Raw genomic sequence first — 13,036 nt, forward strand, 5'->3', positions numbered from 1 at the left:
CCCGGGTCCGGCCGACGGCGCCCTCGATACGGCCGAGGACATCAGCAGGATGGAAAGCGCGCTGCTTCAGGCACGTGCGCTGATCGAATCGACGGTGTCGCTGCACCGGACCAGGCCGGTACGCGAATCCCTCGTCCTGCGCATGGACGATGCCGACATCGGTGGCACAGTCACCCGGCTCGTCGGACTGGCACGTCACTCGGTCTCCGTCTCGTTGACCGCCGGCGAGAGCGCGTCCACCGTGTTCGACGCGCTCGCCGCCCACGCGTCACCCTCCAAGGAGCGGGCGGCGGGCGGCGGGGCGAACGGTCCGGTCATCCGACTGCTGTGCACGCCGCAGGCGGTGAACAGCTGCAGGCCGAGCGCCGAGCACTTCCGGGACACCCGGTGCGAGATCCGGGTCGACGAAGGGGAGTTGCGCGGCATGCTGATCGTCGACAGCCGAGTCGCCCTCATGCCGGACCCTCCCGGCAAGGGCTACGAAGCCGCGATCATCAAGGACACGGCGTCGGCCCGCGCCCTGGATCTGATGTTCGCCGGATCGTGGGCCAACGCCCGGTCGCTCGCCGAGCACCAGCGCACGAGCGCGCGCATGCGCACGGAGTCGGTACGACGCATCCTGGAACAGCTGTGCGAGGGCCGGACCGACGAGGTGGCGGCGCGCGAACTCCGGGTGTCCCTGCGCACGTACCGACGTCACGTCGCGGAGATCATGCAGGAGCTGGGGGCCAACTCCCGCTTCCAGGCCGGGGCCAGGGCCGTGGAGATGGCCCTGCTGCCGCAGCGCACCGATGCCCCCGGCCGGGAATCACGGCGCCATGGTTGATCCCCATCCTGGCGAACGGCCGGAGTACACCACCGCGAAGGCCCCCCGCGGCCACACCGGGCAACACGGCGTACAGCCCGCGGACGACGTGGAGCAGACGCTCATGGAGGTCCGTCGACTGATCGAGGCCACCGTCGCCAAGCACCGCGACCGTGTCGTGCGGGACTCGCTGATCACCAACGTCGCCCCCTGTGGCAGTGAGGTGGCGGCAGCCGCCCTCGGGCTCGTCGCCGAGGGCGAACGGACCATCGACATCGTGCTGGCCGACTCGGAGCACGTCGAGGCGATCAACTCCGTGTACCGGGAGTTGGAGACCCGCCGGAAGAACATCGGACTGCGGCTCCTGTGCACCCAGGCGATGCTCGACAACGGAGTGGTCCAGCTCCCCATGCTGGAGAGCCTCCGGTACGAGGTGCGGGTGGGCAGGGTGCCCATGCTCCAGGTGATGATCGTCGACGGGGCGGCCGCCCTGGTGACCTCGCAAGCGGTCATCGGGCGACAGGCCTCGGTGATCCGCGCCACCACCGTGATCGGCACGCTGGGCACCCTCTTCGAGGGGCTCTGGCGCCACGCGGTCCCGGTCGAGAAACAGATCGACTTCGGCAACCTCAACCGGGCCGACGTGGCCCGGCAGATCCTGAACCTCCTTCAGATCGGCATCACCGACGAGGTCGCCGCACGCGAACTCTCCATCTCGGTGCGCACCTACCGCCGCTACGTCGCGGAGATCATGGCGCTCCTCGGAGCGAGTTCACGCTTCCAGGCCGGGGTCCGGGCAGCCGAGCTGGGGCTTTTGCCCAAGGGCCGGAAGAGCTCCGGTCGCCCGTCGGCCGGACCGGCCCAGGGTGCGTCCGGGGCATCGGCCCGGCGGGGTGCGCCACGACAGGACGTGCCGGCCCAGGGAGCGGCGCGGGACGTACGCGACACGAACGGCACGCCTCCTCGCGACGGCCGGTCCGGCACTGGCAACTTCCTGTAGCCGTCGTTGCCCCCGTCCGGCGGAGCCGGTTAGACAGGGACGACACGAACGGCGTCCGCCCCGGGCGGACGGCCGGACACCCCTGACCCGAGAACTCCGGCGACACGCGCGTTCCCTGTGCCGCCGGCGATCCGGTGCGCCGCGGGACCTCGGGGACCCTCACTCCTCGGCCCGCGGCGCACCGGGGCGGGGGCCCGTCACCCGAGACCAACGGCCGGACGCGGGCCCCCGTCTCTGTCCATGTGCCGCCTGGAAGGTGTGGAAAGTTGACCCCGACGCCGATCGGTCTGGTATTCCCCGGACAGGGGACGCAACGTCAAGGCATGGGTGAACCCTGGCGGGACACCCCCGCCTGGAGCCTGGCCGGTGAGGTTTCCCGGCACTGCGGCCAGGACGTCGAGGAACTGCTGTTGCGGACCCCGACCGACGTACTGCGCCGTACCGACCTGGCTCAGCTCTCGGTCTTCACGGTGGCCCTGATGGCCCACGCGGAGGCGGCACGGTGCGGGGCACTGGACGGCGCCGTGGCGTGCGCCGGGCACAGCCTGGGAGAGTACGCGGCGCTGACGGCGGCCGGAGTGCTGACACTGCGGGACGCCGTCTCCCTGGTGACGATCCGGGGGCAGGCCATGCGAGACGCCGAGCAGCTCCGTCCGGGCACCATGGGTGTGCTCATCGGGGCCGGGCTCCGGGAAGCCGGGGAACTGGCCGCCGAGGTGCGGGCCGAGGGGCTCGACGTATGGGTGGCCAATGTCAACGCCCCTGGTCAGACAGGGCTCTCCGGCTCCGCGGACGGCGTCGGGAGGGCGGCGGAACTGGCTCCGGGTGTCGGGGCCAAACTCATCCGCCTCTCCGTGGGCGGCGCCTTCCACAGCCCCTTCATGGCGCCCGCCGCCGAGCGGCTGGCCCAGGCTCTGCGGGACGTGCGGTTCGCCCCGGGGCACCTCCAGGTGGTCGCCAACGTGGACGCGCAGCCGTACACGGGCGACGGCGACTGGCCGGAGCTGGCCGTGCGTCAGCTGGTCTCCCCGGTGCGCTGGGAGGAGAGCGTGCGGACCCTGACCGGACGGCTCGGCTGCCGACGGCTCGTCGAGCTGGGCCCGGGGCGTGTGCTGACGAACCTGATCCACCGGATCGATCCCGGCATCGAGGTGACCCCTGTGGACGGCCCCGGCGCCCTGGAGGGCCTCGCCGCCGTGTGACACCCCCGCCGCTCCGGACCGAACTCCCCTACACGAGAAGCCCGATGCCATGAACACCCTGAAGCACACCCCCCGGAGCGACGCGACGTGGTTCCGGCGCTACGCCCCGTCCGCCCCGGCCCGTATGCGACTGCTCTGCCTGCCGCACGCCGGTGGTTCGGCGAGTTCCTACCACTCCTGGGGGAACGCCTTCGGCGACGACGTCGAGGTGCTGGCGACCCGGTACCCGGGGCGCCAGGAGCGGATCGCCGAACCCTGCCTCGAGAGCATGGAGGAGCTGGCCGACGCGGTGACCGCCGCCGTTCTGCCCCTCCTCGACAAGCCGTTGGCACTCTTCGGCCACAGCATGGGGGCCTCGCTCGCCTACGAGGTGGCGGTCCGCCTGGAGCACAGACACGGCTTCTGCCCGAGCGTTCTCCTCGTCTCCGGCCAGCGGCCCCCCCACGGGCAGCGGCCGCGCACCGCGCACCTGGACGGTACCGAGTCCGTTCTCGCCGAGGTCCGCAAGCTGGGCGGTACCGACGCCGCGCTGCTGGAGGACCCCGACCTGCGGGAACTCGTGTTGCCGGCGCTCCTGGCCGACTTCACCGTCGTCGGGAGGTATGCCGAGAAGGGCCCCCGGCCCGCCGTGCCCGTGCGCTGCCCGGTCATCGGTTACGTGGGAAACCACGATCCCAACGTCACCGTGGAAGAGGTGGCCGCCTGGGCCGGCGTCGCCCCGAAGGGCTTCGAACTCAAGGTGCTGGAAGGCGACCACTTCTACCTGGCGTCACGCAGGGACGAGCTCGTCGCCGACCTGACGTCCCGGCTGCGCTGACACCGGCCCCGGCCACGGCCGGACCCTGCCGAAACCCGCCCGTGCCCGCCGCCCGCGGGAGAACCCCCGGCACTGCTTGGCAGCTTTGTGCAATGCGGCTTGCCGGAGCGGTCGGCCGTGGCCTAGAAATCGTCAGGAAGTCACTGGAATTGCCCGTCCGGCAATTCATGAGAGAGGTGCCGATATGGCCACTGCAACGCGTGAAGAGCGTCTCGTCGTCATCAAGGAAATCGTCTGCGACATTCTTGAGATCGAGGAGGACGAGGTTTCGGAAACCAGCCTCTTCAAGGAGGACCACAACGCCGACTCGCTGCGCGCGATCGAGATCCTCGCGGCGCTGGAAAAGGAGTTCGGCGTGGTCATCAACCAGTCCGAACTGCCGCGCATGGTCAACCTCACGGGCGTGTACGAGGTCGTAGGGGAACCGGCCGGCTGGTAACCCGTCCCGCGACCCCTCCGGGTGGCGCGCAGAGGTCGGACGTGGACAAGGAGGAAGGCATGTCGGCAGTACACGACGCCGGTCCGGAGGCAGCGGAGCGGCACCGGGTGGTCCTGACCGGACTCGGAGTGGTCTCCAGCATCGGGCTGGGGGTGAAGGAGTTCCTCGGAGGGCTGCGGGAGGGCCGCAGTGGGGCCCGGCCCATCACGGTGTTCGACACCGAGGGGTTCGCCCACGCCAACGGCTGCGAGATCGTCGAGTTCGAGCCGCTGGACTGGATCCGCACTCTGGAGACGGAACAGCTCGGCAGGGCGGCGCAGTTCTCGGCCGCCGCGGCCCGGATGGCCCTGGAGGACGCCGGCCTGGACGCTGCCGACCTTCGCGGCCGGCGGGGTCTGATCTCCATCGGCACCACCGACGGAGAGTCCTACGACCTCGATCAGCTGGTCGAGGCCGAACTCAAGGGCGGACCGGAGACGTTCGACCCGATGGCGGCCGGGAGGATTCCCGCCGGACGGCTCTCGATCGCCATCGCCCAGGAGCTCGAGCTGGCCGACGTCGAAGCCGTCACGGTTCCGACCGCCTGCGCCGCCGGCAACTACGCCATCGGCTACGGCTTCGACGCGGTGCGCTCCGGCGAGGCGGACTACGCGTTCTGCGGCGGCGCGGACGCCATGTGCCGCAAGACGTTCACCGGCTTCTACCGGCTGGGAACCATCGCGCCGGAGCACTGCCGGCCGTTCGACGCCGACCGCAAGGGAATTCTGACCGGCGAGGGTGCCGGAGTGCTCGTCCTGGAGCGGCTGGAGTCCGCTCTGGAACGCGGTGCCACCATCTACGCCGAGGTGCTCGGCTACGGCCTCAACTGCGACGCCCACCACCAGGTGGCGCCCAACCGGGCGAGCGTCGCGCGCTGCATGGAACTCGCCCTGGACAACGCGGGCGTGAAACCGGCCGAGGTGGACCTGATCTCCGCCCACGGGACGGGGACCAAGGCCAACGACATCACCGAGGCGGGCGCCATCCGCGAGGTGTTCGGCACCCCGCCGCGCACCGTCTCCATGAAGTCGATGCTCGGCCACAGCATGGGCGCGGCCAGCGCCCTGGGCGCCATCGGCTGCGCGCTGGCCATCGCCCACCGATTCATCCCGCCGACGATCAACCACGTCACCACGGATCCCGAGTGCGACGTCGACTGCGTGCCGAACCAGGCCGTCGAGGCCGACCTCAAGGTCGTCCAGAACAACGGGCTGGCGTTCGGCGGCAACAACGCGGTGGTTCTCCTCGGCCGGTACGACCGACCCGAGGAGGAAGCATGCTGAGCCGTCCGATCACCGGCATGGGCGCCGTGGCCAGCACCGGAAGAGGGGTGGGAACACTCTTCGAGAACCTGTGCCGGGGAATCACCGGTCGCGCCGAGTTGCGCGGGTTCGACCGCACCCGCTTCCGGGCGCAGCACGCCTACGAGGTGGACGACCGCCCCGAGGCGGGCACGGACGTGCCCGCCCGCGCCACCGCGCTGCTCATCGACGCGATCGCCCAGGCGGCGGCCGACGCGGGCCTGGGCGAAGACCTCTCCGGCATACCGATACTCATCGGGACGGGGCTGCGCGAGCTGCGCTCCCTGGAGCTCTGGTGGCGCGAGGGCACCGACCTGGACGACACCGGCCTGCACTTCGGCACCGCGCTGCGTGAGCGGTTCAACGCCGATGTGACGCACACCTTCTCCAACGCCTGCTCCGCCTCCCTGTACGCGCTGGCGCTCGGCTCGGACCTCCTGGCACAGGAGGGCGACCAGGCCCCCGGCACGGTGATCGTCGCGGGTGTGGACGTGCTCACCGAGAGCATGTACGGCCTGCTGGAGCGGGTCCACCCGACCCCGCCGGACCGGGTGCGGCCCTTCGACCGTGACCGCACCGGAGTCCTCATGGGCGACGGCGCCGCCGCCGTCGTGCTCAGCCGGGAAACCGGCGGCAGGCGGGCACACGCCCTGCTCCGCGGCGTCGCCGTCAACTGTGACGCCTTCCATGTCACCGCGCCCTCCCCGGAGGGCATCGCGAAGGCGATGCGCACCGCGTACGACATGGCGGGCGTCAAGCCGAAGGACATCGACCTGGTGATGCTGCACGGCACCGGGACCCTGCTCAACGACGAGGCCGAGGCGACGGCGATGGCCGACGCGCTGGGCGACGCGGCGAGCGGTCCGCTGATGACGGCGATCAAGTCGATGACCGGTCACACCTCCGGCGCGTCCGGGCTGATGGGCCTGGTCATGGGCGTCACCGCCCTCAACGAGGGACGCGTCCCGCCCACCGTCGGTCTGGAGCGGCCGGTCGAGGAGGCCTCGCAGTTCCGTTTCGTGACCGGTGAGGCCGCGTCCGCGTCGATGAACGTGGTGCAGCTCAACGCGTTCGGATTCGGCGGCATCAACGCCGTCGCCCTTGTGGAGGCCACCCCGTGAGTGTCGTCGTCAGCGGAGTCTCCGTCCTGATCCCCGGGGCCGACAGCGCCAAGGCACTGGCCGCCGGCCCCGAGCCCGGCGCCGGTCCCGTCGAACCGGCGGCCCTGGTGGGCAGGAAGGGCCTGCGCTACAAGGACCGGGCCACGCAGCTCGGCTACTGCCTGACCGCCGCGGCCCTGGCCGACGCCGGGCTCCTCGGCGAGGACGGCACGGTGTCCGGCGGCGACGTCGGCGTGGTCGTCAGCTCCAACTACGGGAACCTGGACACCGTCGTCCGGGCCCTGGACACGCTGCGGGAGGGCACCGTCTCGGCGACCAGCCCGATGGACCTGCCGAACGCGTCCAGCAACGTCATCGCCTCCTCGGCGGCCATCCGCTACGGCCTGCGCGGCCCGAACCTGATGGTGTGCAACGGCGCGACCTCCGGTCTGGACGCGGTCCACTGGGCCACGACCATGATCACGGCGGGCCGCGTGGACCGGGTCCTCGTCATCGGCGTCGAGCCGGACAACGACGTCGTGCGGCGGCTGCTCGGCGGTGGGCACGCCGTCGACGGAGGCGCGGCCGTCGTCCTGGAGAACGCGGAGGCGGCCCGTGCCCGGGGCGCGAGGGTCCGCGCCGTTCTCGGCCGGTACGTCCGTACGGCCGGTGCCGGGGCGGTCCTGGAGCAGCTGGCCGCCTCCGGTGTGCCGGCCCCGGCGTGGTGGCACCTTCCTGACACGGCTCCCGAGGAGGTCGACGCCGGCCTGCTGCCCGGGGTCGAGCGGACCACCCTGCCCGGGCACTCCGGTCGCGCCTCCGGTGCCCTCGGTGTGCTGCAGTGCGCGACGGTCGTCGGCATGTTCGACGAATGCGGCGAGGGGCCGGTGTTCGTGGTCTGCGGCACCGACGCCGACGACGCCTCGGCCGGACTCGTGCTGCTGGAGCCCCCGGCCCCGGAGACCGTCTGATGTCCACGCCCGAAGAGCTCGGCACCGGGACGGTCCGCCGGCGCGCCGCCGGAACCGGCGGGCCCCGGCTGCTGCTGGTCCACGGACTGGCGGAGAACGACAGCGTCTGGGACCTCGGCATCGGGCTGCTGCCCCCCGAGTACGAGGTGTGGTCGGCCCGGCTGCCCTGGAGCACCGAGGGGGTGCAGGACTGGGGCACCGACGGTGATCTCGTCGGTCCCCTGGCCCGGGTGCTGGCCGCGGTGCCCGGCGGCCCCGAGATCGTGGTGGCGCACTCCATGTCGGCGGACGTCCTGCTGGACCTCGTCGACCGGGAGAGCCGCCGGGGCGGGGACGCCCTCACCCGGTTCGGGATCCGCGGCCTGGTGCTGGTCTCGCCGTTCTACCGGCGCACCGCCGAGGAGTTCGACTGGGACACCATCAGCCACTACCTCAACGACTTCCACCTGATCATGGAGGAGGGCCTGCGGGTCCACTCCGGTGACCGGCTTCCCGCCTCCCTGCGGACGGCCATGGGGGAGCGGGTGCGGGACCGGGTGGGTCCGTACGGCTGGCTGCGCTTCTTCGAGCTCTACCTGCGTACTCCGCAGCTCCAGACGGGCCGGGTCACCGTGCCCTGTCTGGTGCTGGGGGGCGAGAAGGACTTCGCGGCGCCGCCCGGCGAGAGCGTGGCGCTGGCCGCGGCGCTGCCGGACGCGCGAGTGCTCGTCCTCCCCGGCTGCGGGCACTTCCCGATGATCGAGGAAGCGGAACGGTTCGCCTCCGAGACCGTCACTTTCGTCAACTCCCTTGGGACCGGCGCTCCGCAGCGTGGGCCCGTCCCCGACACAGCTCTGGAGCACCATCGATGACCATCGTCACGGAGCCCGCCGTCAAGGCGCTCCTCGCCGAGACGACCTCCGTCCAGGTCCGCCCCCGCTACGAGGGCTCCAACATCTGCACCTGGATCGGTTTCAAGCACGTGAACTACATGGTCGAGGAAGCGGTCCTCGACCACTTCCGGCAGACCGCTCTTCCGGCCCGCGGCCTGTACGAGGAGCACGGCCTCGGCCTCGACATCGTCGGGATCGACACCCGTATCCTGCACGCCTTCCACATGGACGACGTCGCCACCGCTGAGGTCGTCCCGTTCACCAAGGACGCGGACGGCACGCTGGGCTTCAAGGTGACCGTGCACGTGGAGCGCGGCGGGGAGATCCTCAAGGCTGTCACCTCCAAGGTGCGCGTGTCCCTGCGGATCGACACCTACCTCGACTCCGCCGGCGCGGTGCCCGAGGAGCTCGCCCGTTTCGCCGTGGACCGGCTCGGAGCCGACCTGGAGCCGGCGCCGCTCACCCCGTTCACCTCCGAGGAGACGATCCTGGAGGAGCTGCTGGAGGGCAAGAACGCCTACGGCTGGAAGTGGAACATCCCGTACCCGTACTGCCACTTCACCGAGCGCCTCCAGATGTCCGGCTACCTGCGGCTGATGGAGGAGGGCAAGGACCGGTTCGTCGCGGACCGGGGCATCTCCATCAAGACGCTGCTGGACGACCGCCGGTGGATCCCCGTCGTGCCGCGGTCCGAGATCCGGATCCTCGACGAGGCGATGATGGAGGAGGACCTCTACACCACCTACGAGGTGGAGGACGTCTTCAAGGACTTCACCTACACCACCCGGATGAACTGGTACGTCGTCCGCGACGGCGGCCTCCTCAAGACCGCCACGGGCACCATCGTGCACGGCTACGCGGTCATCAGGAACCGCCGTGACTGGAGCCTGGAGAACTTCGACCAGCATGTGCTGGACGCGCTCAACGGCACGACACGGCAGCCGTGAGCGACGCCTGGGGAGGGAGCCGCGGGAAGACGCCGCGGATCCTGCTGATCGAGAGTCACGGGCCGTGCGCCCCGGTGGACGCCGGCCTGCGGCGGGACGCCACGGCGCAGGCCCGGGCCGGGTACCCGGTGCTGATGTACCTGGTGGAGGACGGTTGCCTCCTGGCCCGGCCCGGGACCGACGAGGACCTGGACCGCTTCGAGGCGGCGGGCGGCCGACTGGCCGTCGACCACTTCTCCCTCGTGCAGCGGGGGATCGGGCATCTCCCGCTGCGCCCCCGGGCGACGGTCTCCGACATGGACGAACTGGCCGGCTGGATCACCGGCCCCGATGTACAGGCGGTGTGGCACTGACATGGCGCGCAGCATTCCGCCCACCGACGTACTGATCACCCTCATGGGCTCACCGCACGAGTCGGAGCGCGTCACCAGCGCGTTGCGCCTGGTGCAGGCGCTGCTGGAACAGGACCGTGCCGTGCAGGTGTGGGCGTGCGGGTACGCCACCCTGCTCACCCAGACCCCGCTGGGTGAGGACAAGCCGCGCAACCTGGCGAACTGGAACGGGGTGTATCCGTCCACGGCCGCCCTGGTGAAGGACATGCTGGGAACGTTTCCGGGCCGGCTGTACTGGTACGGCTGCCGGTTCTGCAGCGACGACCGGGGGGCGGCGGACCACCTGCCGCAGGTCGTCATGCGGCCCCCCTCCGGCTACGGCGCCCACGTGGCCGCGGCCGGCCGCACCCTTCAGGTGGGGGTCCTGTGATGGCCGGCGGACGGACCACCGGGGAGGCCGGCACGCAGCGGCGGCGCACCCTGGCCATCGTGGAGAAGGCCTACCGCGGGGCGCTGGAGAAGCAGTTCTTCGACGCCCTGTACCTGGCGGTGGAGCTGAACCGTCAGCTCGGCGGGCTCGATGTGCTGCTGCGCGGACGCGCCGTCACCTACGGCGTGCGCGCCGAGCCGGTACCCGCGCTGCGGATCGGCAGCCGCACCCTGGACACCCTCACCGACCCCCGGCGGGACCTGCGCACCCTCATGGACACCGGGGTCCGGGTCCACGCCGAGGAGTCCGCTCTGGCCGCACACGGTCTGACTCCGGACCGGCTGCTGGACGGGGTGCTGCCCGTCTCCGACGGGAGCGTGGCCCTGCGCTGGCCGGAGTACCGAATGGTCTGTTACCTGTGAACCGAAGGGAAGCGTGGCGGACATGACCACCACCGCAACGGGCGCCGGGCGCCCTGTCATCACCGCGTGGTCCGCGGTGTCGCCGTTCGGCATCGGCCGGACCGCGTTCGCCGAGGGAGTGCGCGAGCGGCGCTCCACCGTCTCCGTGCTCGACGAGGCCGAGCCCGCCGGGCCCCGGGGCGACGCCTGCGTGGTCCCCGGCTTCGAGGTCCGTACGGTACTCGGCAAGAAGGGCACCCGGTCCATGGACCGGGTCACCGGACTGGCGGTCACCGCCGTCGGGGCACTGCTCGACGACACCGAACGGAGCCGGGCCGTCAGCACCGGCGAGGGCGCCGCACTGGCTCTGGGCACCACCACCGGCAGCGCCCAGAGCATGATGGACTTCACGCGGGATTCGCTCACCGGCGAGCAGCCGTTCTTCGTCGACCCGGCACGCTTCCCCAACACCGTGATGAACTGCGCGGCCGGCCAGAGTGCCATCTGGTACCAGCTGAAGGGTCCCAACACGACCATCGCGGGCGGCCGGGTGGCGGGGCTGCACGCCCTGAACTACTCCCGCCGGCTGCTGGCCGCGGGTCGCGCACAGACCGTGCTGTGCGGCGCCGCCGAGGAGTACTCCACGGCCCGCGCCTGGCTCGAGCACCACTGCGGTGACGGCGCGCCGAGTGCGCCGCTCGGCGAGGGCTGTGCCGTACTCCTCGTCGAACCCGCGGCCGGCGAGGACGCCGGGCAGCCGGTGCTGGCCGAGATCCTGGCCGTCGAACTGGGCGTCGTGCTCCGTGGCGACGTGGCCGGCAGCCTCACGGCCTGCCTGCGCGGCGCACTGCGCCGGTCCGGCGTCGACCTCACGGAGATCGCCGTCCTCGCCCGCTCCGGGGCCCCCGGGGCGGAGGGCGACGCCGAGGCCGCCGCCGTCGGCGAGGTGCTGGCCGGCGTGGACGCGGCCGACCTCACCCAGGTCGCGCTGATCGGCGACACCGGCGCCGCCTCCGCCGCCTTCCAGACCGCCGCCCTGCTGGCGCACGCGGAGGACGACCGGGCCGTGGCCGGGAAGGTGGGTCTCGTCACCTCCGTCGACCGGACCGGGACCGTCGGCTGCGCCCTGTTCCGACTGCGCTGACCGCCGTTTGCCCCGCCGCCGAAACCGAAGAACGAAACGCTGAGAGAGGTACCGCCGTGCTGGACAAGGAAGAACTGCGCTCGATCGTCGCGCAGGTGCTGGACGTCGACGCCGCCGAGATCACCGACGACGCCAAGTTCGTCGACGACCTGGAGGTCGACTCCCTCCTGGCCCTGGAGATCGTGGTCGTCCTGGAGAAGAAGTACGGGGTGAAGCTGCCGGAGTCCGACCTTCGGCAGATCATCACCCTGCAGAGCGCCTACGACCTGCTGGCCGGAAAGCTGCAGGCCGTCTGATGGACGTCCTCGCCGAGACGCGTCCGGGCGCCCCGGCCCCCGCCGTCACCCGGTCCGGACCGCGGGCCGCCGGTGTGCTCTCCGGCGCCGTCGAGGCCCTGCCGGCGGAGAAGGCGGGGCGCACCTCCACCAGGTTCACGGTGTCCGTGGACGAGACGGTGCTCCCCGGCCACTACCCGGGCTTCCCGATCTTCCCCGGTGTGTGTCTTGTCGAGTACGTGCACCGGAGCGTGCTCGCCACGGCACCCGCCGAGGAGCCCGCTCCCGAGCTCGTGGCCGTGGAGAGCACCCGGTTCACCGGGCCCGTGTACCCGGGCGACGAACTGACCGCGGACATCGACTGGAAGCCGGTGGACGGGGCGTGGCAGTGCCGGGCGAAGATCCGCTCCGGCCGGGGCGACGCCGCGTCGGTGCGTCTGCGCTACCGCCGTGGCACGGACGGGGCCTCGACGTGAGCGGACAGGTGGAGATCCGCGGCAGGCTGCCGCACCGCTACCCCATGCTGCTGGTGGACCGGGTCACCCATGTCGATCCCGGCCGCGCGCTGACCGCCCTCAAGGCGGTCACCTGCAACGAACCCTGGTACGCGGGCCTGGGCCCGGACACCCCCGAGGAGGGTTTCGGTTACCCGAAGCCGCTGCTCGTGGAGTCCTGGTGCCAGTCCGCGGGCGTCCTCGCCACGTGGGACGACCCCAACCCCGACGTGCTGGCCGGGCAGGTCATGCTCTTCGGCGGCATGACCGGGGTCGAGTTCCACCGCACCGTGCTGCCCGGCGACGTCCTGGAGCACCGCGTGCGGGTCGAACGCAGGGTGGACGACACCGTGATGTTCGAGGGCGAGAGCCTGGTGGCCGGCGAGACGGTGATGACCGTCGGCCGGATCGTCATGGCCTTCCGCCCGGCCGAAGTCCTGAGACCCGAAGCGAGCTGAGTGAGGACC

At 71.5% G+C, this 13,036-nt stretch carries 17 protein-coding genes; all 17 read left to right on the forward strand.

The genetic code is table 11. The features are described 5' to 3' along the window. The first annotated feature begins 49 nt into the window (after window positions 1-49). The 17 genes from ACTWJ9_RS04825 (at window position 50) to ACTWJ9_RS04905 (ending at window position 13,027) form a co-directional block, all read left to right on the forward strand. Window positions 50-826 (forward strand): helix-turn-helix transcriptional regulator, encoded by a 777-nt coding sequence (locus ACTWJ9_RS04825; RefSeq protein ID WP_279332922.1) that lies wholly within the window; start codon window positions 50-52, stop codon window positions 824-826. Continuing rightward, a complete protein-coding gene (locus tag ACTWJ9_RS04830) occupies window positions 819-1,805 on the forward strand; it encodes a response regulator transcription factor (RefSeq protein WP_279332923.1) in 987 nt (328 codons plus the stop codon). Before ACTWJ9_RS04825 ends, ACTWJ9_RS04830 begins: the two co-directional genes overlap by 8 nt. Window positions 1,806-2,128: 323 nt before the next feature. Beyond that, complete coding sequence (locus ACTWJ9_RS04835; protein ID WP_387040809.1) at window positions 2,129-3,007, forward strand: ACP S-malonyltransferase; 879 nt, start codon at window positions 2,129-2,131, stop codon at window positions 3,005-3,007. Window positions 3,008-3,056: 49 nt separating this feature from the next. After that, window positions 3,057-3,824 (forward strand): thioesterase II family protein, encoded by a 768-nt coding sequence (locus tag ACTWJ9_RS04840; RefSeq protein WP_279332925.1) that lies wholly within the window; start codon window positions 3,057-3,059, stop codon window positions 3,822-3,824. 184 nt (window positions 3,825-4,008) lie between these two features. After that, window positions 4,009-4,263, forward strand: coding sequence for an acyl carrier protein (locus ACTWJ9_RS04845; RefSeq protein WP_279332926.1), 255 nt, complete (start codon window positions 4,009-4,011; stop codon window positions 4,261-4,263). Window positions 4,264-4,322: 59 nt separating this feature from the next. After that, window positions 4,323-5,585 carry a beta-ketoacyl-[acyl-carrier-protein] synthase family protein gene (locus tag ACTWJ9_RS04850; RefSeq protein ID WP_279332927.1) on the forward strand — a complete coding sequence of 421 codons (1,263 nt, stop codon included), beginning with the start codon at window positions 4,323-4,325 and terminating at the stop codon, window positions 5,583-5,585. Next, complete coding sequence (locus ACTWJ9_RS04855; protein WP_279332928.1) at window positions 5,579-6,724, forward strand: beta-ketoacyl synthase N-terminal-like domain-containing protein; 1,146 nt, start codon at window positions 5,579-5,581, stop codon at window positions 6,722-6,724. The genes ACTWJ9_RS04850 and ACTWJ9_RS04855 overlap by 7 nt, the downstream gene beginning before the upstream one ends. Beyond that, the gene (locus ACTWJ9_RS04860; RefSeq protein ID WP_279332929.1) at window positions 6,721-7,674 is read left to right on the forward strand and encodes a beta-ketoacyl synthase N-terminal-like domain-containing protein; all 954 of its coding nucleotides are present in this window, start codon (window positions 6,721-6,723) and stop codon (window positions 7,672-7,674) included. The genes ACTWJ9_RS04855 and ACTWJ9_RS04860 overlap by 4 nt, the downstream gene beginning before the upstream one ends. Continuing rightward, window positions 7,674-8,525 (forward strand): alpha/beta fold hydrolase, encoded by an 852-nt coding sequence (locus ACTWJ9_RS04865; protein ID WP_279332930.1) that lies wholly within the window; start codon window positions 7,674-7,676, stop codon window positions 8,523-8,525. The genes ACTWJ9_RS04860 and ACTWJ9_RS04865 overlap by 1 nt, the downstream gene beginning before the upstream one ends. Further along, entirely contained in the window at window positions 8,522-9,493 is a 972-nt protein-coding gene (locus tag ACTWJ9_RS04870) for a hypothetical protein (RefSeq protein ID WP_279332931.1), read from the forward strand. Before ACTWJ9_RS04865 ends, ACTWJ9_RS04870 begins: the two co-directional genes overlap by 4 nt. Next, the gene (locus ACTWJ9_RS04875; RefSeq protein WP_279332932.1) at window positions 9,490-9,846 is read left to right on the forward strand and encodes a hypothetical protein; all 357 of its coding nucleotides are present in this window, start codon (window positions 9,490-9,492) and stop codon (window positions 9,844-9,846) included. The genes ACTWJ9_RS04870 and ACTWJ9_RS04875 overlap by 4 nt, the downstream gene beginning before the upstream one ends. Before the next feature lies 1 nt (window position 9,847). Beyond that, window positions 9,848-10,255 (forward strand): hypothetical protein, encoded by a 408-nt coding sequence (locus tag ACTWJ9_RS04880; RefSeq protein WP_279332933.1) that lies wholly within the window; start codon window positions 9,848-9,850, stop codon window positions 10,253-10,255. Then, the gene (locus tag ACTWJ9_RS04885) at window positions 10,255-10,677 is read left to right on the forward strand and encodes a hypothetical protein (RefSeq protein ID WP_279332934.1); all 423 of its coding nucleotides are present in this window, start codon (window positions 10,255-10,257) and stop codon (window positions 10,675-10,677) included. Before ACTWJ9_RS04880 ends, ACTWJ9_RS04885 begins: the two co-directional genes overlap by 1 nt. 22 nt (window positions 10,678-10,699) lie before the next feature. Continuing rightward, on the forward strand, window positions 10,700-11,800 hold the full coding sequence (locus tag ACTWJ9_RS04890) for a beta-ketoacyl synthase N-terminal-like domain-containing protein (protein ID WP_279332935.1): 1,101 nt from the start codon (window positions 10,700-10,702) through the stop codon (window positions 11,798-11,800). 56 nt (window positions 11,801-11,856) lie between these two features. Further along, a complete protein-coding gene (locus tag ACTWJ9_RS04895) occupies window positions 11,857-12,096 on the forward strand; it encodes an acyl carrier protein (RefSeq protein WP_279332936.1) in 240 nt (79 codons plus the stop codon). Further along, window positions 12,096-12,551 carry a 3-hydroxyacyl-ACP dehydratase FabZ family protein gene (locus ACTWJ9_RS04900; RefSeq protein ID WP_279332937.1) on the forward strand — a complete coding sequence of 152 codons (456 nt, stop codon included), beginning with the start codon at window positions 12,096-12,098 and terminating at the stop codon, window positions 12,549-12,551. The genes ACTWJ9_RS04895 and ACTWJ9_RS04900 overlap by 1 nt, the downstream gene beginning before the upstream one ends. Beyond that, the gene (locus tag ACTWJ9_RS04905; protein ID WP_279332938.1) at window positions 12,548-13,027 is read left to right on the forward strand and encodes a 3-hydroxyacyl-ACP dehydratase FabZ family protein; all 480 of its coding nucleotides are present in this window, start codon (window positions 12,548-12,550) and stop codon (window positions 13,025-13,027) included. The genes ACTWJ9_RS04900 and ACTWJ9_RS04905 overlap by 4 nt, the downstream gene beginning before the upstream one ends. The last annotated feature ends 9 nt before the right edge of the window (window positions 13,028-13,036 follow it).

Source organism: Streptomyces sp. GDS52 (assembly GCF_052246875.1).
Classification (GTDB): domain Bacteria; phylum Actinomycetota; class Actinomycetes; order Streptomycetales; family Streptomycetaceae; genus Streptomyces; species Streptomyces cathayae.

Bases quoted from the DNA above. Each gene is read 5' to 3' on its own strand.
- ACTWJ9_RS04825 (WP_279332922.1), top strand. From the start codon at position 50: ATGGAAAGCGCGCTGCTTCAGGCACGTGCGCTGATCGAATCGACGGTG.
- ACTWJ9_RS04830 (WP_279332923.1), top strand. From the start codon at position 819: ATGGTTGATCCCCATCCTGGCGAACGGCCGGAGTACACCACCGCGAAG.
- ACTWJ9_RS04835 (WP_387040809.1), top strand. From the start codon at position 2,129: ATGGGTGAACCCTGGCGGGACACCCCCGCCTGGAGCCTGGCCGGTGAG.
- ACTWJ9_RS04840 (WP_279332925.1), top strand. From the start codon at position 3,057: ATGAACACCCTGAAGCACACCCCCCGGAGCGACGCGACGTGGTTCCGG.
- ACTWJ9_RS04845 (WP_279332926.1), top strand. From the start codon at position 4,009: ATGGCCACTGCAACGCGTGAAGAGCGTCTCGTCGTCATCAAGGAAATC.
- ACTWJ9_RS04850 (WP_279332927.1), top strand. From the start codon at position 4,323: ATGTCGGCAGTACACGACGCCGGTCCGGAGGCAGCGGAGCGGCACCGG.
- ACTWJ9_RS04855 (WP_279332928.1), top strand. From the start codon at position 5,579: ATGCTGAGCCGTCCGATCACCGGCATGGGCGCCGTGGCCAGCACCGGA.
- ACTWJ9_RS04865 (WP_279332930.1), top strand. From the start codon at position 7,674: ATGTCCACGCCCGAAGAGCTCGGCACCGGGACGGTCCGCCGGCGCGCC.
- ACTWJ9_RS04870 (WP_279332931.1), top strand. From the start codon at position 8,522: ATGACCATCGTCACGGAGCCCGCCGTCAAGGCGCTCCTCGCCGAGACG.
- ACTWJ9_RS04880 (WP_279332933.1), top strand. From the start codon at position 9,848: ATGGCGCGCAGCATTCCGCCCACCGACGTACTGATCACCCTCATGGGC.
- ACTWJ9_RS04885 (WP_279332934.1), top strand. From the start codon at position 10,255: ATGGCCGGCGGACGGACCACCGGGGAGGCCGGCACGCAGCGGCGGCGC.
- ACTWJ9_RS04890 (WP_279332935.1), top strand. From the start codon at position 10,700: ATGACCACCACCGCAACGGGCGCCGGGCGCCCTGTCATCACCGCGTGG.
- ACTWJ9_RS04900 (WP_279332937.1), top strand. From the start codon at position 12,096: ATGGACGTCCTCGCCGAGACGCGTCCGGGCGCCCCGGCCCCCGCCGTC.